This is a genomic window from Paraburkholderia sp. SOS3 (assembly GCF_001922345.1).
Taxonomy (GTDB): Bacteria; Pseudomonadota; Gammaproteobacteria; order Burkholderiales; family Burkholderiaceae; genus Paraburkholderia.
The window spans coordinates 2,891,214-2,909,998 of record NZ_CP018811.1; the positions used below are offsets into that span (position 1 = coordinate 2,891,214).

At 63.5% G+C, this 18,785-nt stretch carries 24 protein-coding genes and 2 tRNA genes; 10 read left to right on the plus strand and 16 right to left on the minus strand.

Annotated elements, in window-relative coordinates:
- Positions 1-51 precede the first annotated feature (51 nt).
- Positions 52-1,143, minus strand: coding sequence for a tRNA 2-selenouridine(34) synthase MnmH (mnmH, locus tag BTO02_RS12920; protein WP_075157370.1), 1,092 nt, complete (start codon positions 1,141-1,143; stop codon positions 52-54).
- A 275-nt stretch (positions 1,144-1,418) separates the two neighbouring features.
- Between mnmH and BTO02_RS12925 the strand changes: the two genes are divergently transcribed.
- Positions 1,419-2,861 carry an MFS transporter gene (locus tag BTO02_RS12925; protein WP_075157371.1) on the plus strand — a complete coding sequence of 481 codons (1,443 nt, stop codon included), beginning with the start codon at positions 1,419-1,421 and terminating at the stop codon, positions 2,859-2,861.
- On the plus strand, positions 2,858-3,073 hold the full coding sequence (locus BTO02_RS12930) for a DUF3820 family protein (RefSeq protein ID WP_075157372.1): 216 nt from the start codon (positions 2,858-2,860) through the stop codon (positions 3,071-3,073). Before BTO02_RS12925 ends, BTO02_RS12930 begins: the two co-directional genes overlap by 4 nt.
- Before the next feature lie 266 nt (positions 3,074-3,339).
- Here the strand turns inward: BTO02_RS12930 and BTO02_RS12935 are convergent, their stop codons facing one another.
- The 4 genes from BTO02_RS12935 to dusA all read right to left on the minus strand — a co-directional run bounded on the left by BTO02_RS12935 (position 3,340) and on the right by dusA (position 5,546).
- Complete coding sequence (locus BTO02_RS12935; protein ID WP_075158835.1) at positions 3,340-3,609, minus strand: hypothetical protein; 270 nt, start codon at positions 3,607-3,609, stop codon at positions 3,340-3,342.
- A 108-nt stretch (positions 3,610-3,717) separates the two neighbouring features.
- Positions 3,718-4,086, minus strand: a complete 369-nt coding sequence (locus BTO02_RS12940) for a phage protein NinX family protein (protein ID WP_075157373.1) — start codon at positions 4,084-4,086, stop codon at positions 3,718-3,720.
- A gap of 212 nt (positions 4,087-4,298) precedes the next feature.
- A tRNA-His gene (locus BTO02_RS12945) sits at positions 4,299-4,374 on the minus strand.
- 86 nt (positions 4,375-4,460) lie between these two features.
- Positions 4,461-5,546 (minus strand): tRNA dihydrouridine(20/20a) synthase DusA, encoded by a 1,086-nt coding sequence (gene dusA, locus BTO02_RS12950; protein WP_075157374.1) that lies wholly within the window; start codon positions 5,544-5,546, stop codon positions 4,461-4,463.
- 351 nt (positions 5,547-5,897) lie between these two features.
- Here dusA and BTO02_RS12955 point away from each other — a divergent pair, with 351 nt between their 5' ends.
- Positions 5,898-6,188, plus strand: coding sequence for a hypothetical protein (locus BTO02_RS12955; RefSeq protein WP_075157375.1), 291 nt, complete (start codon positions 5,898-5,900; stop codon positions 6,186-6,188).
- Between the two features lie 124 nt (positions 6,189-6,312).
- Here the strand turns inward: BTO02_RS12955 and BTO02_RS12960 are convergent, their stop codons facing one another.
- A complete protein-coding gene (locus tag BTO02_RS12960; protein WP_075157376.1) occupies positions 6,313-6,561 on the minus strand; it encodes a DUF6566 family protein in 249 nt (82 codons plus the stop codon).
- Between the two features lie 86 nt (positions 6,562-6,647).
- Entirely contained in the window at positions 6,648-6,845 is a 198-nt protein-coding gene (locus BTO02_RS12965; protein ID WP_075157377.1) for a hypothetical protein, read from the minus strand.
- A 258-nt stretch (positions 6,846-7,103) separates the two neighbouring features.
- On the opposite strand from BTO02_RS12965, the gene BTO02_RS12970 reads away from it, so the two are divergent.
- Complete coding sequence (locus BTO02_RS12970) at positions 7,104-7,367, plus strand: hypothetical protein (RefSeq protein WP_075157378.1); 264 nt, start codon at positions 7,104-7,106, stop codon at positions 7,365-7,367.
- A gap of 83 nt (positions 7,368-7,450) precedes the next feature.
- Here BTO02_RS12970 and BTO02_RS12975 read toward each other — a convergent pair whose 3' ends face one another.
- The 3 genes from BTO02_RS12975 to ssuD are packed head-to-tail and all read right to left on the minus strand — an operon-like array spanning position 7,451 to position 10,503.
- Complete coding sequence (locus BTO02_RS12975; RefSeq protein ID WP_156883821.1) at positions 7,451-8,512, minus strand: ATP-binding cassette domain-containing protein; 1,062 nt, start codon at positions 8,510-8,512, stop codon at positions 7,451-7,453.
- A complete protein-coding gene (gene ssuC, locus BTO02_RS12980) occupies positions 8,509-9,327 on the minus strand; it encodes an aliphatic sulfonate ABC transporter permease SsuC (RefSeq protein ID WP_075157379.1) in 819 nt (272 codons plus the stop codon). Before ssuC ends, BTO02_RS12975 begins: the two co-directional genes overlap by 4 nt.
- 18 nt (positions 9,328-9,345) lie before the next feature.
- Complete coding sequence (gene ssuD / locus BTO02_RS12985; protein ID WP_075158836.1) at positions 9,346-10,503, minus strand: FMNH2-dependent alkanesulfonate monooxygenase; 1,158 nt, start codon at positions 10,501-10,503, stop codon at positions 9,346-9,348.
- 505 nt (positions 10,504-11,008) lie between these two features.
- Between ssuD and BTO02_RS12990 the strand changes: the two genes are divergently transcribed.
- Entirely contained in the window at positions 11,009-11,434 is a 426-nt protein-coding gene (locus tag BTO02_RS12990; RefSeq protein WP_075157380.1) for a hypothetical protein, read from the plus strand.
- 35 nt (positions 11,435-11,469) lie between these two features.
- On the opposite strand, the gene BTO02_RS12995 is transcribed toward BTO02_RS12990, so the two are convergent.
- Entirely contained in the window at positions 11,470-12,600 is a 1,131-nt protein-coding gene (locus BTO02_RS12995) for an enoyl-CoA hydratase/isomerase family protein (protein WP_075157381.1), read from the minus strand.
- Between the two features lie 86 nt (positions 12,601-12,686).
- Complete coding sequence (locus BTO02_RS13000) at positions 12,687-13,370, minus strand: TetR/AcrR family transcriptional regulator (RefSeq protein ID WP_075158837.1); 684 nt, start codon at positions 13,368-13,370, stop codon at positions 12,687-12,689.
- Positions 13,371-13,464: 94 nt separating this feature from the next.
- Between BTO02_RS13000 and BTO02_RS13005 the strand changes: the two genes are divergently transcribed.
- Positions 13,465-14,463 (plus strand): NAD-dependent epimerase/dehydratase family protein, encoded by a 999-nt coding sequence (locus BTO02_RS13005; protein WP_075157382.1) that lies wholly within the window; start codon positions 13,465-13,467, stop codon positions 14,461-14,463.
- A gap of 151 nt (positions 14,464-14,614) precedes the next feature.
- Here the strand turns inward: BTO02_RS13005 and BTO02_RS13010 are convergent, their stop codons facing one another.
- Positions 14,615-14,902 (minus strand): DUF1488 domain-containing protein, encoded by a 288-nt coding sequence (locus BTO02_RS13010; RefSeq protein WP_075157383.1) that lies wholly within the window; start codon positions 14,900-14,902, stop codon positions 14,615-14,617.
- A 228-nt stretch (positions 14,903-15,130) separates the two neighbouring features.
- Positions 15,131-15,424, minus strand: coding sequence for a hypothetical protein (locus BTO02_RS13015; protein WP_075158838.1), 294 nt, complete (start codon positions 15,422-15,424; stop codon positions 15,131-15,133).
- Positions 15,425-15,705: 281 nt separating this feature from the next.
- Here BTO02_RS13015 and BTO02_RS13020 point away from each other — a divergent pair, with 281 nt between their 5' ends.
- Together BTO02_RS13020 and BTO02_RS13025 are read left to right on the plus strand one after the other, a co-directional pair.
- Positions 15,706-15,903 (plus strand): hypothetical protein, encoded by a 198-nt coding sequence (locus BTO02_RS13020; protein ID WP_075157384.1) that lies wholly within the window; start codon positions 15,706-15,708, stop codon positions 15,901-15,903.
- Positions 15,904-16,039: 136 nt separating this feature from the next.
- Positions 16,040-16,447, plus strand: a complete 408-nt coding sequence (locus BTO02_RS13025; RefSeq protein ID WP_232243354.1) for a hypothetical protein — start codon at positions 16,040-16,042, stop codon at positions 16,445-16,447.
- A 79-nt stretch (positions 16,448-16,526) separates the two neighbouring features.
- Here BTO02_RS13025 and BTO02_RS13030 read toward each other — a convergent pair whose 3' ends face one another.
- Positions 16,527-16,859 (minus strand): DMT family transporter, encoded by a 333-nt coding sequence (locus BTO02_RS13030; RefSeq protein WP_442953457.1) that lies wholly within the window; start codon positions 16,857-16,859, stop codon positions 16,527-16,529.
- A gap of 10 nt (positions 16,860-16,869) precedes the next feature.
- Positions 16,870-17,367, minus strand: a complete 498-nt coding sequence (locus tag BTO02_RS13035) for a heme-degrading domain-containing protein (protein ID WP_075158840.1) — start codon at positions 17,365-17,367, stop codon at positions 16,870-16,872.
- A gap of 248 nt (positions 17,368-17,615) precedes the next feature.
- Between BTO02_RS13035 and BTO02_RS13040 the strand changes: the two genes are divergently transcribed.
- Positions 17,616-17,692 (plus strand) — tRNA-Met (locus tag BTO02_RS13040).
- Positions 17,693-18,237: 545 nt separating this feature from the next.
- Entirely contained in the window at positions 18,238-18,783 is a 546-nt protein-coding gene (locus BTO02_RS13045) for an NUDIX hydrolase (RefSeq protein WP_075157386.1), read from the plus strand.
- The last annotated feature ends 2 nt before the right edge of the window (positions 18,784-18,785 follow it).

The following is an 18,785-nucleotide window of genomic DNA, read 5'->3' on the forward strand; positions in this document are numbered from 1 at the left end:
GTGCTTGCTTATGTAGCGTGCCTGTGTCCGCCAGGTATGCTGCGCAATCGATCAAGTAGACGCGTGCGCGATCCCTGGTTCATCGGCGCTGACCGATACCGATAACTGCGCGAGCAGCGCGTGCGCCTGATCGAGCGTGTCGCCGGCAGTCGGCCTGAACGTGAACCGCTGCGCATGCGCGAGCTCGGTGAAGTGTTGCCGGCTGCTGCGCTGATACGCGGGATCGTAGTGACGCTCGAGCAGTTCGTGGAACAACTCGCTGCGTGCATCGTCATCGATCATCTGCTGCCAGCGCGTCACCTGTTCGCGGCTATGCAGCCCGATCAGATGCGCAAGTTGATGCTTGAAGCCCGAGCGGTCGTCGAACAGATGGCCATAGTCTTCGAGCAGGAACGCCACGCGTTCGTCGAGCGCCGCGCGAATCTCGACACAGGCGCCGCGATGAAAGCGCTCGAGCAGCGCATCGGGCAACGTGATCGCGCCGATGCGCCGGCTTTCGGACTCGACGAACACCGGACGCGCCGGATCGAATTGCGCGAGCGCGCCGATCAGCGCGCTGTCGAACGCCTTCTGCGACGGTTGAGGCCGGCCCGGCCACGCGCCGAGCAACGACCCGCGATGGCACGCGAGCCCTTCGAGTTCGAGCACCTGCGCACCCGCGTCGCGCAATGCGTGCAACAGCCGCGTCTTGCCCGTGCCCGTATGACCGACGAGCGCGATGTAGTCGAACTCCCGCGGCAAGGTCGCGAGCCTGTCGACCACCGAGCGGCGATACGTCTTGTAGCCGCCGTCGAGCTGCCGCGCCTGCCAGCCGATCATGTTGAACAGCGTTGTCATCGATCCGGAACGCTTGCCGCCGCGCCAGCAGTAGATGAGCGGGCGCCAGTTGCGCGGCCGGTCCGCGAAGGTCGTGTCCAGATGGTGGGCGATATTGCGTAACACGAGCGCGGCGCCGTGGCGCGTCGCTTCGTAGGGCGACACCTGCTTGTACATCGTGCCGACGATCACGCGCTCTTCGTTCGACAACACCGGCGCATTGAATGCCCCCGGAATATGATCTTCGGCAAATTCGAGCGGCGTGCGCACGTCGATGATTTCATCGAAGCGCGCGAGGTCGTCGAGCGGCGCAAGCAGACTTTTCAATTTGGACACGCGAAATAAAGGGCATTTCCGGCGCGCACTCGGCGGTGGGCGTGCGCACGGGTTCTGCGAATCCGGGATTATCTCATGCGATGCCCATCGGCGAAGAGCGGTGCCGCGTACATGCGGCGCGGCGTTGCGTCGCCCCGTCGCCATTTGCGAGGCGATGCGGGCGCATGCGGAAGCGACGAAACGTGTGGCGATCAGTAGAATGTCGCTCCGAAAGCTTTTCCAGCATTCATCGCACTCTGCTACCCGCTGCACGGAGCGTTATCCCAATGTCAGATTCGCCGACCGCCGCTGCCCGCCCGGAAGACTCCACACTGATTGTGATGCTCGTCGCGGCCGCGTACTTCATGGAGAATCTGGACGGCACGATCATCGCCACCGCGTTGCCGCAGATGGCGCAGTCATTCGGCGTGCATCCGGTCGACCTGTCCATCGGCATCACATCGTATCTGCTCACGCTCGCGGTATTCATTCCGATCAGCGGGTGGGTCGCGGACCGCTTCGGCGTGCGCAACGTGTTCACCGCGGCGCTTGCCGTCTTCACCGCTGCGTCGGTCGTGTGCGGCATGACCAATGGCCTCGTCGGCTTTACGGCGGCGCGCGTCGTGCAGGGCATCGGCGGCGCGATGATGGTGCCGGTCGGACGGCTCGCGGTGCTGCGCGCAACGCCGAAAGACGATCTGATGCGCGCCATCGCGTTCATCACGTGGCCGGGGCTCATCGCACCCGTCATCGGGCCGCCGCTCGGCGGATTCATCACGACCTACTCGTCGTGGCGCTGGATCTTCTATCTGAATCTGCCGCTTGGGCTGATCGGCATCGTGCTCGCGTGGCGCTTTATCCATGCGGCCGGCAGCACGGAGCGGCGGCCGTTCGATGTGGCCGGCTTCGTGCTGTGCGGCGTCTCGGGCACGGCGATCATGTACGCAATGGAGTTGCTCGGCCGCGTCGATACGCGCTGGCCGCAAGCGCTCGCGTTTCTCGCCGCCGGAGTCGCGGCGGGCACGGCCGCGCTTTTTCATGTGCGGCGCACCGCGCACCCGGTCATCGATCTGAGCGCGCTGCGCGTGAAGACGTTCGCGGTCTCGATGGCGGGCGGGTCGCTGTTCCGCGTGTCGATCAGCGCGGTGCCATTTCTGCTGCCGCTGATGTTCCAGATCGGCTTCGGCATGAATGCGTTTCGCTCCGGGTTGCTCACGCTCGCGGTGTTCGCCGGCAACCTGTCGATGAAGCTCGTCACGACGCAGGTGATGCGGCGCTACGGCTTTCGCTCGGTGCTGCTCGTCAACGGCGTGCTAGCCGCATTGTCGCTCGCCGCGATGAGCCTGCTTACTGCGCAGACACCGTACTGGATCATCGCCGCGGTGCTGTTCGCGAGTGGCCTCGTGCGCTCGTTGCAGTTCGGCGCGATCAACACACTGAGTTTCGCCGACGTGCCGACAGCGCAGATGAGCGGCGCATCGACGCTCTCGAGCACGGTCCAGCAACTGACGATCGGCATGGGTGTCGCGCTCGGCGCCATCGCGCTGCGCATCGCCGCGTGGCTTCACGGACATGGCGCGCAATCGGTCACGAATGCCGATTTCAGCGTGGCCTTCCTGCTCGTTTCCGCGGTCGGATTCGCGTCGATTTTCGACGTGTTCGGGCTCGATGCGCGCGCCGGCTCGCATGTGAGCGGGCATCGCGCGTCACGCGCCGGGGCAACGCGATGAAGCCTGAAGACCTCGAACTGCTCGTCACGCGGGTCATGCCTTTCGGCAAATACAAGGATCGCGTGATCGCCGACTTGCCCGGCCACTATCTGAACTGGTTTGCGCGGCAAGGTTTTCCACCCGGCGAAATCGGCCGGCTGCTCGCGCTGATGCAGGAGATCGATCACAACGGGCTCAAGCCGATACTCGAACCGCTGCGTCGCAAGACGTAGAGCGCGCGATGGCAGCGCGCCGGTGCGCCGGTGCGCCGATGTGGATATCAAGGCGGCGAAATCGCGCCGCTAAAACTGGCTGAATAGGCGAAATCTGCCAAAATTGCGAAACGAAGCGATCCGAAACACGCTCTTTCGTAACAGTTCGTCATTTTTCTGCGGTTGAAATCAATCTTTTAAGCGGATACTGTAGTGCGGCGCCTGATCTCCAAGGAACCTTTTTCATGCGCAGCCCCGCTCCCGACTTTCAGCGGGGTTTTTTTTCGTCAACGGGCTAAATGAGGCGGATCGCGGCGCGGCATCATATCGACGAGCCGTCTACCTTCGGCGTACCCCGCATCGCGCGCTTCGTCTTCGCTGCGAAAGGTCGTGACCATTTCCTGAAAGCGTGTGCTCTGGCCTGCCAGATGCGCATCCGCGCCATGCCGGCAAAAATACGCGGTGTAGTGCCAGAGCGTATCGGGCGCCGGTGGCCCGTAGGCCAACACCGGCATGACCCAGATTTCGTAACCGTTGTGCTCGATGCGATCCCACATGTTCGGCTCCCGGCGGTCGTTCTTCAGGAATCCTAGCATGCGCTGCGGGCTTGCGATGAGCACGCGCCGAGTGGCCGTGCCGGTCCAAACCGGACGAAACGCCAGTGGTTAATCGGCTGCCGGCTGATCTTCGTCGGGCACTTCGCTGCCGAACCGGTTAGCGACGTAAAAGCGCATCGCGGCGACGAGCGGCGTCGCGCCATAAGCGCGGAACTGCGGAGCTTCGCCAGTCGGTCCGGCACCCCATGCATGCGCATCGGAGTAGCCGATGCAGATCAGTGCGCGTTCGATGAACGGCCCGCCGTGCGTCCAGTCCGTGGACGGCGCGAACGCGGCTTCAAGCGCGCCAGCGGGATCGCCGTCGCACGCGGGCTCTTCGATCCAGCAAAAGCCGTCATCGACGCGCGGCTTCGGCAATTGCGCGGCACGCGCGACCCAGTAATCGAGCAGCGGACCTTCCAGATCGGCAACGTTCATGGGTTCTCCCGTAGTCCCTTATGTTTGGTGGCAGACACGAATAGTAGCTTTTGTTCGGGACAGGTGTCGGATCAGGTTCAGCGGCGCGCCAATGCGGGGTTCGCTGCGCAAGCGGCAGGCGCGCGATTCAAGTCGGCGAGGCGCAACGACCTGCAACTGAAAGACTCGGGAAGCAACGGGAAAAATCGAAAGCAGCGATGAAAGAAACGAGATGGGGTGGCTGATGGGACTCGAACCCACGACGACAGGAATCACAATCCTGGACTCTACCAACTGAGCTACAGCCACCACTGGAACTGCTATCTGGCTTGCCAGAACTGGCTCACCGACGAAGAAGCGAGATTATACAAACACGTTCTGTGTTTGCCTAGCCCTTATTCCAACATTTCGACCGCGGCAGCGCTTTGCACGTCATTGCGACCCGCCTTGTCGTCGTCGCTTTCGGCGACTGCACGCAGATGCTGCCGCGCTTCATCGAAGATCGACAGATCGCGCGCCGCGAGTTTGCGGTTATCGGACAGCACACGACGCCACCCGCGCGCACCGGCCACCCCGCGATAAAGCCCAAGTGCATGGCGCACGATCGCGCCTGGATAGGTGCCGCGCGCGAGTTCGGTTGCACAGTAGTCGATGAGCTTCGCCTCGACTTCGTCGCGCGTCGGCGCCGCATCGGTCGAACCGTAGAAGCGCGCATCGACGCCGGCGAGCAGATAGGGATTGTGATAAGCCTCGCGACCCAGCATCACGCCATCGACATGCTCGAGATGCAGTGCGACTTCATCGAGCGTCTTGATCCCACCGTTGATGATGATCTCGAGATCCGGAAAATCGCGCTTGAGCCGATACGCGTATTCATACTTGAGCGGCGGAATCTCGCGGTTTTCCTTCGGGCTCAAGCCCTTCAGGATCGCGTTGCGCGCATGCACGATAAACACGCCACAGCCCGCTTCGGCAATCGTGCCGACGAAATCGCGCACGAACTCGTAGTGCTCGACCGCATCGACGCCGATGCGGTGCTTGACCGTTACCGGCACGGACACCGCATCGCGCATCGCCTTCACGCAGTCGGCGACGAGCTGCGGCTCGTTCATCAGGCACGCGCCGAACGCGCCACGCTGCACGCGCTCGGACGGACAGCCGCAGTTCAGATTGATCTCGTCGTAGCCCCATTGCTCGCCAAGACGCGCCGAACGCGCGAGGTCGTCCGGTTCGCTGCCGCCCAGCTGAAGCGCAACGGGCGCCTCGTCGGGCGTAAACGCGAGATGGCGCGCGACGTCGCCGTGAATCAGCGCGCCGGTGGTCACCATCTCGGTGTACAGCCACGTATGACGTGAAATCGCGCGATGGAGCGAACGGCAGTGACGGTCCGTCCAGTCCATCATGGGCGCCACGCTGACGCGGCGAGGACTCGAGGCCCGGTTCGGGGCCTGATTCGGGGCCTGGTTCGAAGAAGAAGACATCGGAATGTATGGCAAATGCGAAGCAGCGCAACGCGCTGCGCTCAAGGCTCGGATGGACGCGCATTTTAACGCAGGCCAGCTTATGACCCGAGCAGCCGTCCCCATGTGTTTTCCCGTCTTCGGCTTCTCAATTATTGGATAACGTCAGACGGGAATAACGACGGAAAACCCTTGAAAGCCCCGCCAGATAAGGCCGAGGGATTGTTTCGATTGACAGAAAAGTAATTTCGAGATATCGCGCACAAAACTTCGATAGTAAGGGTATACACTGCGCTCCAACGATGTCGCAAACCTTTCGTCTAGCCGATGACCGCGACATCTAGCAAATATCGAAACTTACTGGAGGTTGTCATGAAGACCAAATTTATCGCTGCTGCCCTGCTCGCCGCTTCCGCCGTTGTCGCCGCTCCGGCTTTCGCCAGCGGCTATGGTCCGGCTCCGTTCTACCGTCCGAACGTTGGTGCACCGGCCTCGCAACGCGGCGAAAGCGCACAAACGCTGGCTGCCGAACAGCAACAGATCGACGACAACGCAGTCGCCTACGGCGGTGTGCGTTCGGGCGAGACGCAAACGGGCTACCGCGTTTCGAACGCGCCCCAATCGGCATCGGGCAACAACAATGGCGTGTTCAAGGGTCACTAAGCCGACGGCAGCCGGTCGACCGCGTCAGGTCAACCGCTCGTAGCCGAAGGCAGGTCCCCGGGAAAACGGGCGTTCGAATCGGACGCCCGTTTTTTTCGTCTTGCGTCTTGCGGCAATCGCGTGACTACGCGGCGTCTTCCAGCCCCTTGTCGATCATATCGCGTGCCGCTCGAAGCGCCGCCTCGGCGGCCGCGCGTTCAGTCGGCCAGAACCGGTCGATGTGCACGAGGCGCCAGTCCAATGCGACAGTGCCATCTTTCAACACGCGGAAGTGCGCTTTCACGCCAGTAAGCACCTGCTCGACCGCGACCTCGATATCAAATTCCTTGTACCGTTCCTGATAGTCGCCCATGTCGAACCCCGTCGGCTCCATGTCCGGCTCCTTGATGCGGCTCGTGCCGCGTCGGTCAAACGTCAGACGGCGTCAAGCGCACGAGTTCGCGCCTCGCATCCAGCGTGTCAATCGCAATCGCCGGACAGGTACTTCCTGCCATCGCAGGTAATTTCGATGCCATCGCGGCCAGCCTTCGCGACGAGGCCGGCACCGAGCAGTTCCGCTACCACCGTGGCCGGCGGCGCGGTGGGCTGCGCGCCGGATGGCGCATCGTTCAGGTGCCGCAACGTGTCGATCGCATCGGGACTCAGCGCTTTCATCATTGCTACCTCCGCAAAAGGAACGGCCTTGTTCGCGGCGTCTACTTGCGGCCTGCATCCACCTTCGTTGCCCGATTCATGCTAGCACTTCCAGCGAGGCTTGCCGGCCGTCGCCGCAAGCAATGCGCGTGTTGCACGCGCACGCGCGCGCGAATCTTCATAGCGGCCGGCTGTCTACGAAGGGACGGGTCGCGCATGATGCATGACACGCAGAGAAAATGAACGGAAACTGGGCAAAAAACCGGAGGATCGATGAACGGAATGAAACTGCGAAAAACGCTGGCGCCAGCAGTAGGGTCGGGCGTCGTTCTGATTGCGAGCGCACTGGCGAGCGGTGCTGCGTTCGCGCAACAAGCCCCGATGCAAAATGCGCCCGCCGAGGACAGCGGGGCATCGATGGTCAAACCGCCTTCGGCCGCGTCAGGCGGCGAAAATCCGGACAATATGCCGGTCAAGAAACCGCGCAAACCGACCAACGACAAAATGATGCACTACCCGCCCGCCAGCGCGGCCAACGCGAAGTGATGCCGTCGTAGCGCGATCGCGCGAGCTGCCTTCGTGTGCATGCTCGCGAGACCGCGCCACAGTCCGGAACGGATCGGAGCGGGTCAAAGCCGTGCGATCGATCCGTCTGTCGTGAAAAGCGAACCGGCATACGAACTGGCAGGCCCGTCTTTCGATAGTGCATCGCTGCTGCCGGCGTCGCGCCTGAGCACCTGGCGCAGCACGCGGTCCTCGATACGCGCAAAGCCCGCCGACGCGCGCTCGCGCGGCCGCGCGAGCGGCACCGGCAGATCGAGCGCAATGCGCCCCGCTTCGATCAGCAGGATCCGGTCGGCCAGGGCAGCGGCCTCCTGCACATCGTGCGTGACGAGCAATGCCGTAAAGCGATGCTCGCGCCACAGGCGTTCGATCAGCGCATGCATTTCGATGCGCGTGAGCGCATCGAGCGCGCCGAGCGGTTCGTCGAGCAACAGCAGGTGCGGCCGGTGCACAAGCGCACGCGCCAGAGCAACGCGCTGCCGCTGGCCACCCGACAGTTGCGCGGGCCAGTCGTTCGCACGCTCGATCAGGCCGACTTCGGCAAGTATCGCGCGCGCATCTTCCCGCGCACCGCGGCCGAGGCCGAGCATTACGTTCTGCAGCACACTCTTCCACGGCAGCAGGCGCGCGTCCTGAAACATGATGCGGGTATCGAAACGCGCGGCGTTCGAGGCCGTGCCGGCCGCTTCGTTCGACACACTACTTTCAGCGCGCTTTTCGAGCGTGCCTGCCGTCGGCGTTTCGAGCCCGGCGACGAGCCGCAACAGCGTCGACTTCCCGCAGCCGCTGCGCCCCACGATCGACACGAAACTGCCGCGTTCGACCGACAGATCGAGATCCGCAAGCACCGTGCGCTCGCCGTATCGTTTGTGTACGCCGCGCAGTTCGACCGAGTAATCGGCGTTGCGCCGTTCGGTGACAGCGTGCTGCCCCGCGCAGCGCGAACGCTGCACGACCTCTTCGCGTAACAACGCGCCATGGACCGCTGCGCCGTGCGCTTGCGTCTGCTGCGTCTGCTGCGTCGGCGCGCCAGCAACCGCTTCACGCGCACGCTGCTGCCCGCGCTCAAGCCGGGCACGCACCGAACCGCCGCCGGGCCACGACGTTGAAAACCCGCTCGCACTCATGTCTTTGTCCCTTGTTGATAAGCAGGATGCCAGCGCAGCGTGACGCGCTCGAGCGTTTTGGCGAGCAGGTCCGCCAGCTTGCCGAGCACCGCATATAGCAGGATGCCGACCACCACCACGTCGGTCTGCAGAAACTCGCGCGCATTCATCGTCATATAGCCGATGCCCGACTGCGACGAGATCGTCTCCGCGACAATCAGCGTGACCCACATGAGTCCCAACGCGAAACGCACGCCGACGAGAATCGACGGCAGCGCGCCCGGCAGAATCACCTCGCGATACAGTGCAACGCCTTTTACGCCATAGCTGCGCGCCATCTCGACCAGATTCGCGTCCACCGAACGGATGCCGTGAAACGTGTTCGCGTAGATCGGAAAGAACACGCCGAGCGCGACGAGAAACACCTTCGCTTCTTCCTCGATGCCGAACCATAGAATCACGAGCGGAATCATCGCGAGCGCGGGAATATTGCGGATCATTTGCAGGGTCGAATCGAGTGCGACTTCGGCGGGCCTGAAAAGCCCCGTCGCGAGTCCGAGCGCGAAACCGATGCCGCCGCCCAGCGCAAAACCCGATAGCGCGCGCCACGTGCTGACCTTCACGTCGTCCCACATTTCGCCCGACCGGATCAGCGACCACGCGGCTTTCACGACCGCAAGCGGCTCCGGCAACACGCGCGTCGACAGCACGCCGCTTCTCGCGGCGAATTCCCACGCGATCAGTATCGCGAGCGGCACGAGCCACGGCGCGATGCGCGCGCCATACGACGCGCTGAAGTACCGCTTGTCGACGGCGAGCGCCGCAGTAGTAGACATCGATATGCCCTCCCCGCTTCAGCTTTGCGCGGCCTGCGGCGCATAGTGGTTACCGACGATTTCGCCGAACGGCCCCGACAGCGGTCCGTTTGCGCTCGCGCGCTGCCGGCCCGGCAGCAGCGGAAACACGAGCTCGGCGAAACGGTAGGATTCTTCGAGATGCGGGTAGCCCGACAGGATGAACGTCTCGATGCCGAGCGACGCATACTCCTGCATGCGTTGCGCGACCTGCTGCGGGCTGCCGACGAGCGCCGTGCCCGCGCCGCCGCGCACGAGGCCGACGCCGGCCCACAGGTTCGGATAGATTTCAAGGTCTTCGCGACTACCGCGCTTGCCGCCGTGCAGCGCGGCCATGCGCCGCTGCCCCTCCGAATCCATCTTCGCAAACGACGCCTGCGCGCGTGCAATCGTCTCGTCGTCGAGTTTGCTGATGAGCCTGTCGGCAGCGGCCCACGCTTCGTCTTCGGTCTCGCGCACGATCACATGCAGGCGGATGCCGAAGCGAATGGTTCGCCCGTACTGTTGCGCGCGCGAGCGGATCTGCGCGATCTTCAGCGCGACCGCGGCAGGCGGCTCGCCCCACGTCAGATACGTATCGATATGCTCGCCGGCGATGTCATGCGCGGCCGGCGACGAGCCGCCGAACCACAGCGGCGGATGCGGGTCCTGCACCGGCGGATAGAGCAGCTTGCCGCCCCTCGATCTCAGATGCTTGCCGATGAAGTCGAGCGATGCTTTGCGATGCGCGCCCGCAAGCAGACCGCGCCAGATATGCAGGAACTCGCCGGTGATCTCATAGCGCGTGTCGTGATCGACGAAGAGGCCGTCGCCTTCGAGTTCGACCGTATCGCCGCCCGTCACGACGTTGATCAGCAAACGCCCGCCCGAGAGCCGGTCGAAGGTCGCCGCCATGCGCGCGGACAAGCCCGGCGACGTAATGCCGGGGCGAATCGCGACGAGAAACTTGAGCCGCTTCGTGACCGGAATCAGGCTCGATGCGACCACCCATGCGTCTTCGCACGAGCGTCCGGTCGGCAGCAGCACGCCTTCGTAGCCGAGCGTGTCGGCAGCGCTCGCGATCTGCTGGAAATAGCTGTAATCGACGGCGCGCGCGCCTTCGGACGTGCCGAGATAGCGCGTGTCCCCGTGCGTGGGAATGAACCAGAAGACGTTCATCTGAAACTCCTGCATATCGCCAATTTGCCGTTCGATTAGTTGAATAAAGCGTGCGGAAAAACGTTGCCCGTGCGCGGCTCGCGCGACGCGCGAGCGCACCCGGGCCGCGCGCCGCGGCACATCGGTCAAACCATTAAGGAAAGGGAATTGCACTGTCCGCGTGTCGACTGCGCGGCATGGCAACGGAGCACGGCGCACGCGCCGTCTGCATCGAAAGCAGTCTATGGATGGGCCGGCGTCTTTAGAACGATTTTTTTGAGCTTAGGTTTTGCGCTTTCGTGATTTGACGCATTCACGGTGTATCGCGTGTCGATGACGACAGCCCGCCGCGCGCTTGCATTTATGCAACACCACGCGCCACGAATCGCGTCGAATCGGACCGGATAGCGAGGCACCGTCTATATAATGACGCTCGCTTTGCGACCATCCCGCTGGTCCCGCTCGCTGTTCCCGCTTTCAATACCGCCTGGCCGCGCCGGCCTTGCGTTTCGCGCGTGTGCGATAGATGCAAAAACTCATACTGCCGTTCGTGTCCGGATTTCTCGCCGCGCTGTTTTTCCATGACGCGACACTGGGCCTGCTGCACGCGGCCGGCGTGATCGACCTGAGCGGTTTTTCGACCGCGCCGTTCGCGCCGCTCGACATACCCGAATTCATCGCCAACGCGATCTGGAGCGCCGTATGGGGCGTGCTGATGGCGTGGCTGCTGCGCGTCTCGCCGGAACGCACGGCGCCGTGGGTGCCCGCGTTCCTGTTCGGCGGCATCGTGTTGACGGCGGGCAGCGTGTTCGTCGTCGATCCGATCCGCGGCATCTGGCCCGCCGGCAATATGCTGCCGCGCCTCGCGGTCGGCTTTGCGGCCAATGCGATGTGGGGCTGGGGCGCGCTCGTTTTCATGCGCGCGTTCATGGCCCGCGACAGCGAATCGTAGCGCGAGGCTCGCTGGCTCGCGCTCGCCGCTTCGCTTCAGCCGACGAGGTCGCGTAACGGATGCCCGTTCGCCGGCCACGGGCTCTCGAACATGCCAGCCACATACTCGGCCGGTACATCCTCGACCCGCGCGAAACGCCAGTTCGGCCGGTTGTCCTTGTCGATGATGCGCGCGCGGATGCCTTCGCTGACATCGCCGCGCTCGAACGTCGAGCGCGTCAGATCGAGGTCGCGCCGCAGGCAATCGGCCATCGTGCCTTCCGCGCGCGTGACCACTTCGAGCGAGACCGCCATTGCAAGCGGCGAGCGCTCGCGCAACACGCCGCCGATCTGCTCGGCCCAATCCGCATTCGCGCAATCGCCTTCCGCATCGAGCGACGCGATGATTTGCGCGACGTCGGGCAGCGCGAAATGCCGGTCGATCAGCGCACGCGCGTCGGCGATCGGCGATGTATCGGGCGTCGGCACGACCTTGTACGCGGCCGCTTCGCGTGCGACGCAACTCACGACGTCGGCGCCGCGCTCGAACGCTTCGGTCCTCAGACGCTCGACGAGCGCGGCTAGTGCCTCGTCCTCGAGATAGGCATCGGCCAATCCCGCATAGAGCGCGTCGGCCGGCCCCAACGACTCGCCTGTAACCGCGAGATAACGCCCGATCGCACCCGGCGTGCGGGCGAGAAACCAGCCGACGCCGACATCGGGAAACAGGCCGATGCGCGTCTCGGGCATCGCCATGCGCGTCGACGCGGTCACGACGCGCAGGCCGCCCGTGCGATATGCGCCCTGCGAAATGCCCATGCCGCCGCCCATCACGATGCCGTTCATCAGCGCGATATACGGCTTCGGATACGTGAAGATCGCATGGTTGAGCCGGTATTCCTCGATGAAAAACGTATCGAGCGCATCGCGCTCGCCGCGCCGATGCGCGTCGTACAGGAAGCGGATGTCGCCGCCCGCGCAGAACGCGCGCGGGTTCGCGCTGCGCACGACAATCGCGAGCACCTGCGGATCGTCGCGCCACTGGTCGAGCGCGGCGTGCATCGCGCGAATCATGGCGGTCGACAGCGCGTTCAACGCCTTGGGACGGTCGAGTTCGATGAAGCCGATGCGATTCGCGACGTAAGTCGCGACGTCATCGCCAGCGGCTAGCGGTGAGTGAGTCGACATGGGAATAACGCAGACAATAGTGACAGGCGACAGGGTGAACGGTAACACGTACCGATGGCATACAACGTGACGCGCGGCTTTCGGCGTTACGTTTTACCCGTCGGCGACGTGCGCGTCGCGCGTTTGCGCGCCGGCTTCGCGATTTCCGTAGCGCGCGTCGAACGTTCTCCGAGCCATGCATCGAGCGCCGTGTCCACCACCGTATCGAGCGACGTGCGGGGAAAAACCGGACAGGTCAGCCGTAACGCGACAATGCCGTGCATCGTCGCCCACAACGCTTCGGTCCACACGTCGCTATCCGCCGACGCGGGCAAACGGCCCTGCGATTTCATTTCATCGAGCGCATCGGCGACGAGCCGGAACGTGGCTTCGCCCGTATCGTCGCCGGCCTGTGCGGCGCTTTCGAAGGCGGCGCCGACGTAAGTCGGATCTTCCATGAAGATCAGCCGGTACGTTTGCTGATGTTCGATACCGAATGCCACGTATGCGCGCCAGATCGCCTTCAGGCGTTCAGCGGGATCGGTGACGGCCATATGCGGCTTGAGCGTCTCGATCAGCTGCGCAAAACCTTCCATGCACAGGGCCCGCGCGATTTCGTCGCGATTCTCGAAGTGCAGATAGAGCGTGGCCGGTGAATATTCGATCGCGTCGGCGATCTTGCGCATCGATAGCGCAGCAAAGCCCTCGCGCATCACGATGCGGCGCGATGCCTCGAGGATGCGCTCGCGCAGTACCTGCTTTTCGCGGGTTTTTCGTTCGGCAATTCCCATGCGCTGCATTTTCGGATTGACAAATTGAAATGTCAAATTAAACTGAACACCGTTTACTGAACAGTGTTCATTGAAACCACACCCGGGAGTTCTGATGGAAAACGATCGCACCCTTCCCGCTCGCATCGGCCTGTTCGGCGCTGCCGGCGCGGCGGGCCGCAGCATCGCCGCGGCGCTGCGCGCACGAGGCATGCGCTTTCGCGCTATCGGCCGTTCGCGGCAGGCACTCGAGGCCGCGTTCGGCAACGATCCGAGCGCGGACATCGTGATCTGGGATCCCGATAACCCGTCGTCGGTCGCCGCGGCAGCCGCGGGACTGCAAACCGCGGTCTACCTTGTCGGCGTGCCTTACGACCGCTTTGCGACGCATCCGCCATTGATGCGCAACACGCTGGCAGGGCTCGATGCGGCTGGTGTCGAGCGATTGATCCTGATCGGCACGGTCTATCCGTACGGGCGCCCGCGGCAGCGACCGGTTACCGAAGCTCATCCGCGCGAACCGCATACGTTCAAGGGCCGCATGCGACGCGAGCAGGAAGATCTCGTGCTCGATGCGCACGGGCGCAACGGCCTGTCGACGCTCGTATTGCGGCTGCCCGATTTCTACGGCCCGGGTGTCGAACGCAGCTTCCTGCACGGCGTTTTCGAAGGCGCGGCGCGCGGCGGCCGCGCTCAGATGATCGGGCCAATCGACATGCCGCACGAATTCATTTTCATGCCCGACCTCGGACCCGTCGTCGCCACGCTTGCGCAAACGCCGGCGGCCTACGGCCGCGTGCTTCATCTCGCGGGTGCAGGCACGATCACGCCGCGCGAGGTCGCAACGCGCGCGTATGCGCTGGCGGGCCGCGAACCGAAGCTGATGGTCGCCGGCAAGACAATGCTGCGCGCGATGGGCCTCTTCAATCCGCTGATGCGCGAACTGGTCGAAATGCACTATCTGCTGACGGACCCGGTCATCCTCGACGACTCGGCCCTCGAGGCGTTGATCGGTCCGATCAGCAAGACGCCATACGACGAAGGGATTCGACTGTCTTTCGAAGCCGCGCAGCGCGCGCTGGATCTGCAGGGCCGCAAATCTCACAGCCGATGAGGAAGCAACTTCGGATCGACTCGCTCGACGCGATGTCTCGCGACACGGCGCAAGCGGATCGATCACACGGCAATCACGCGGCGCGTGAAATCTGCCTGCGTCCCCTGCCTGCACCTCCGCCTGCACCAAGATACGCGGGCAAGACCCGCATTCACGACCGCACGTTGTCGCCGGGTGGGAAATGGCCGCTCTTGAGCAGCACCGGCGTGCCCTTGCTGATCTGCAAGTGCTCGCGCGCAACCGCCTCGATGCGTGGCCGGCCATTGTCGAATGCGCGCATCCAGCCGTCGCGATCGTAGGTCGGCGCACCGAAGTGATCTTCGAGCGCTTCGACCGAAATCGCGCACGGCACGGGCTCGCCGTCCACCAGCGCGCGAAAGACGACGGTCAGATTCGAATCGCGGTACGCGGGCGCGTCCGCGGGAAAGCGGATGTCCATGTTCGCCTCATCATCTGAATGATCGTGCAAAAGCCGACACGGCCGCACGGCGATGCAGCTCGAGCTGCCTGAGCCGATCGGCATTGTCGGGCTGATGGGGAGCTATGGTACTCGTCCCGGCAATCGCCAGTCTAGCCGGGCGCCGCGGCCGCGCCCACGCACCGGTGCACCCACGCATCCATGTGCGATCGGCCGCCGCGGCCGCTGGCCATTGCGGCTAAAGCGTATTCACGCCGACGATACCTGCAACAGACGATCGATATAGGCACGCGCGGCTCGTTCGACGTGCTCGAGGGCGCACTCTTCGGTCGCGAATCGCTGTTCGTCGCCAAGATCGAGCAAGGTCTCGATGCGGTGCACGTCGTCCGGTCCGCGCTGCGACAGACTGACCGAGCCGACATAGATTCCGCCCGTGCTCCCGGCGGCCGTACCCGGCGATGGCGCCGATTCGTTCGCATGGACGAGCCGCGCGGCCGCGCTGATGTAGTAGCCGCGATAGGGTCCGCTGACGCGTTCTGCCATTTCAACCTCCGTTTGACGCTCTTGCATCGACGCTCGTGCGTATGGATATAAGGCGCCTGCAAGGAAAATTAGTTCTGTGCACCTGCTTGCGCCACCTGCGTGCCACCCGCGTGCCGCTGTCGCGCGATGCGCCGGCCGGGCCGCGGCGTGTCCGTTGCGCAATGCACTAATTCGCCGCACATCGGTCGAACCCCGCGTGCCGCTCCGGCATACGACAATGGAGCGCCGCACGGTCGGCGCGAAGCGTCAGTCGTGCATATTCGTCAACCGGAACTAGCGATATGGGAAAATATTTCCTTCGGAACACAGAAGTGGCCGAACCCGATGCGGCAAACGCGTGGTTTTCCTATGCGGGAGAACACGGCATCGATATGCCGAAAGCGATCAGCATCTGGGAAGACGCGTCAAGCGAAGAAGGCGGCGACAGCCGGCGGGCGGTCGGAAAGGCGGGTATTCGCATCGAACCGGGCGTGGGCTGATGTGCGACGCGATCTTTTCCCGGCGGGCGTAAATCGTCGACCCGTCGACATACACGTTTCGATGCTTGCCGATCCGTGCATCGGCTTGAGGGATCGCGTTGTCGCCAGCCACGAATTCATCACAAGAGGACATGCCATGAAGTACCTCACGACGCGCTTGCGTTCGTCACGATCTGCGTTTGACCCGGCGCTTTCGCCGCGCACGGCATCGCGTCCCAGGCGTCTGAGTGCGGCGCACGTACGCGCCGCGCTGCTACCCGGCATTGCGCTCGTCGCTGCGAGCCTCGCTGCGTGCGCGTCGTCGAACACGACGTCGTTGATCAACCTGCCGAACGGCGAGACCGGCTTCGCGGTCAACTGCAGCGGCGCCGATGCGGGATCGAGCTGGGCTTCGTGCTATGTGCAAGCGGGCAAGGCGTGCGGCCCGACAGGGTACGACATCGTCTCGAAGGACAACGACGCAGGCGGCACGGCGGGCGGCGGCATCACCAATGTCGTGTCGGCCAACGTGAAGAACCGCTCGATGATCATTCGCTGCAAGTAGGGGCGACGCGGTGCAACGCGCTGCCGCGACGCCCGCGCGATGGCGGATTTCGCTGCGTCCGTCGATATGGATTCGCGTGTCAGTGCGTCTGCATCTTCGAAAACAGATTGAGCACGACCACGCCGGCGACGATGAGTCCGAGCCCCGCAACCGCGGGCAGATCGGGCACCTGTCTGTACATCACGAGCGCCACGAGGGTGATCAGCACGATGCCGACGCCCGACCATATCGCATAGACGACACCGACCGGAATGCTCTTCAGCGTGAGCGACAGCAGGTAGAACGACACGCCGTACCCGAGCACGACGACGACGGCCGGCAACCCTCGCGTGAAGCCATCGGATGCGCGCAGTGCGGACGTGGCGATTACTTCCGCGACGATCGCAATCGCGAGTAACGCATAAGGCGGCAAGCGCATCGCTTCAGGCCTTCGCGAGTGCGAGCTTGCTATAGTCCTGGTCGAGTTGCGCGCACAGCGCCTCGACGACGAGCTCGTGATCGGCGCGTTGCGGCAAGCCCGATACGGTGATCGAGCCGATCACGCCGGCGCCTGTCACCGCTAGTGGAAAGGCGCCGCCATGCGTGGCGTAGTCGGCAACGGCGAGTCCATGTTTGTCGGCCAGTGTCGCGCCCGATTGCTGCAGCTTGAGCCCGACTGCGTACGAGCTACGTCGGAAGTGCGCGACGACGTTGCCTTTGCGGCGTGCCCACTCGACGTTGTCCGGCGTCGCGCCGTCGAGCGCGCTGAAGAACAGCAACTGGCCGAACGTGCGTATATCGATGACAAGTGCGAGCCCGCGCGCCTTGGCGATTTCATGCAGGTACGCGCCGAGTTGCCATGCGCGATCGGGATCGAATTGCGCGAACACCAGCGCCTTTTCCTGAGCGGCGATCGCTTGCAGATCGTGAACGATGTCCATGTGCGATTGATTGGCAGAGAGAGGGAGAAAGAACGCTACGGCAATGAGGCGCCGCTGCGGCAGATCGAATAGCGATTCTAGCGCAGCCGCTTGCGACATCCGCGATGCCGGACGCGAGATGGGCGCGGCGATATGTGCGTAATAAAACGTGTGTGCAGATTGCGCGCCGCTCGAAACGCGAACATGTCGAAGCGAACAAGGGTGTTGCGCGCGAAGAGGGTTTGCCCTATAATCTTTTCTTCGACGGACGCGGGGTGGAGCAGTCTGGCAGCTCGTCGGGCTCATAACCCGAAGGTCGTAGGTTCAAATCCTACCCCCGCAACCAAGTGCAGCAAGGCTTCGAGCCGGTTTTTGCATCCTGTGTGAGTTGCCCGGTTTGACTGTTAGGGCAAACTGAGGGCAAACCCGGCGGATTTTAGGCGAAGTCTCACAATTATGGAACCCGCTACGGCGGGTTTTTTGTTGTCCGTTCGCTTTGCGTGTGCTCGACCGCTTCCCCTCGACCGCTTCCCCCGTACCCAATCAATTCGCCATCCTGATTGATTGTTTCAAACGTGGCGTCGACCTCTTCAAGCTCACGCTAGAACTGGCCTTGCGAAATTATCGCCGAAACAAGCCATAGTAACCTCCTCTGTTACGTCGCCTCAATATAGTAGCAATCCTAACTCAATCCCCTCGCGCTTCACCAGGTTCTCTGGCGCCAGCCAGGCGACCATGAACAACACGCAGAGTTCAAGCCTCACGGACCTTGCCCCCACATCGCCAACCGCCCCCCCCCTCGACCACTACACATACCTCTCGCAAGCACCGCGCGTCCCCGAATTTCGACCCGGTGATAAACTCCCATCACCGATTCCCGTCCCTGTTTCCATGAAATTCTGTTCTGTCTGCGGCCACGCGGTCAGCGTGAGCATTCCGCCCGGCGACAACCGCGAGCGCTTCGTCTGTGCGAATTGCGGCACCGTGCATTATCAGAATCCGCGCAATGTAGTCGGCACCGTCCCGGTTTGGGACGACAAGGTGCTGCTGTGCCGTCGCGCAATCGAACCGCGCTACGGTTACTGGACCCTGCCCGCGGGTTTCATGGAGATGGGCGAAACCACCGCGGAAGCGGCGGCGCGCGAAACGCTCGAGGAGGCCGGCGCGCGCGTCGAGGTGCAAAGCCTCTACACGCTTCTGAATGTGCCGCACGTGCATCAGGTGCATCTGTTCTACCTCGCGCGCCTGCTCGATCTCGATATCGCCGCCGGCGAAGAAAGCCTTGAAGTCAAGCTCTTCGACGAACGCGACATCCCGTGGGACGACATCGCATTCCCCACTGTCGGGCAGACGCTGCGCTTCTTCTTCGCCGACCGGAATTCGGGCAGCTTCGGCCTTCACACCGGCGACATCTTCCGCTCGTTGCGCGAAGGCTGAGC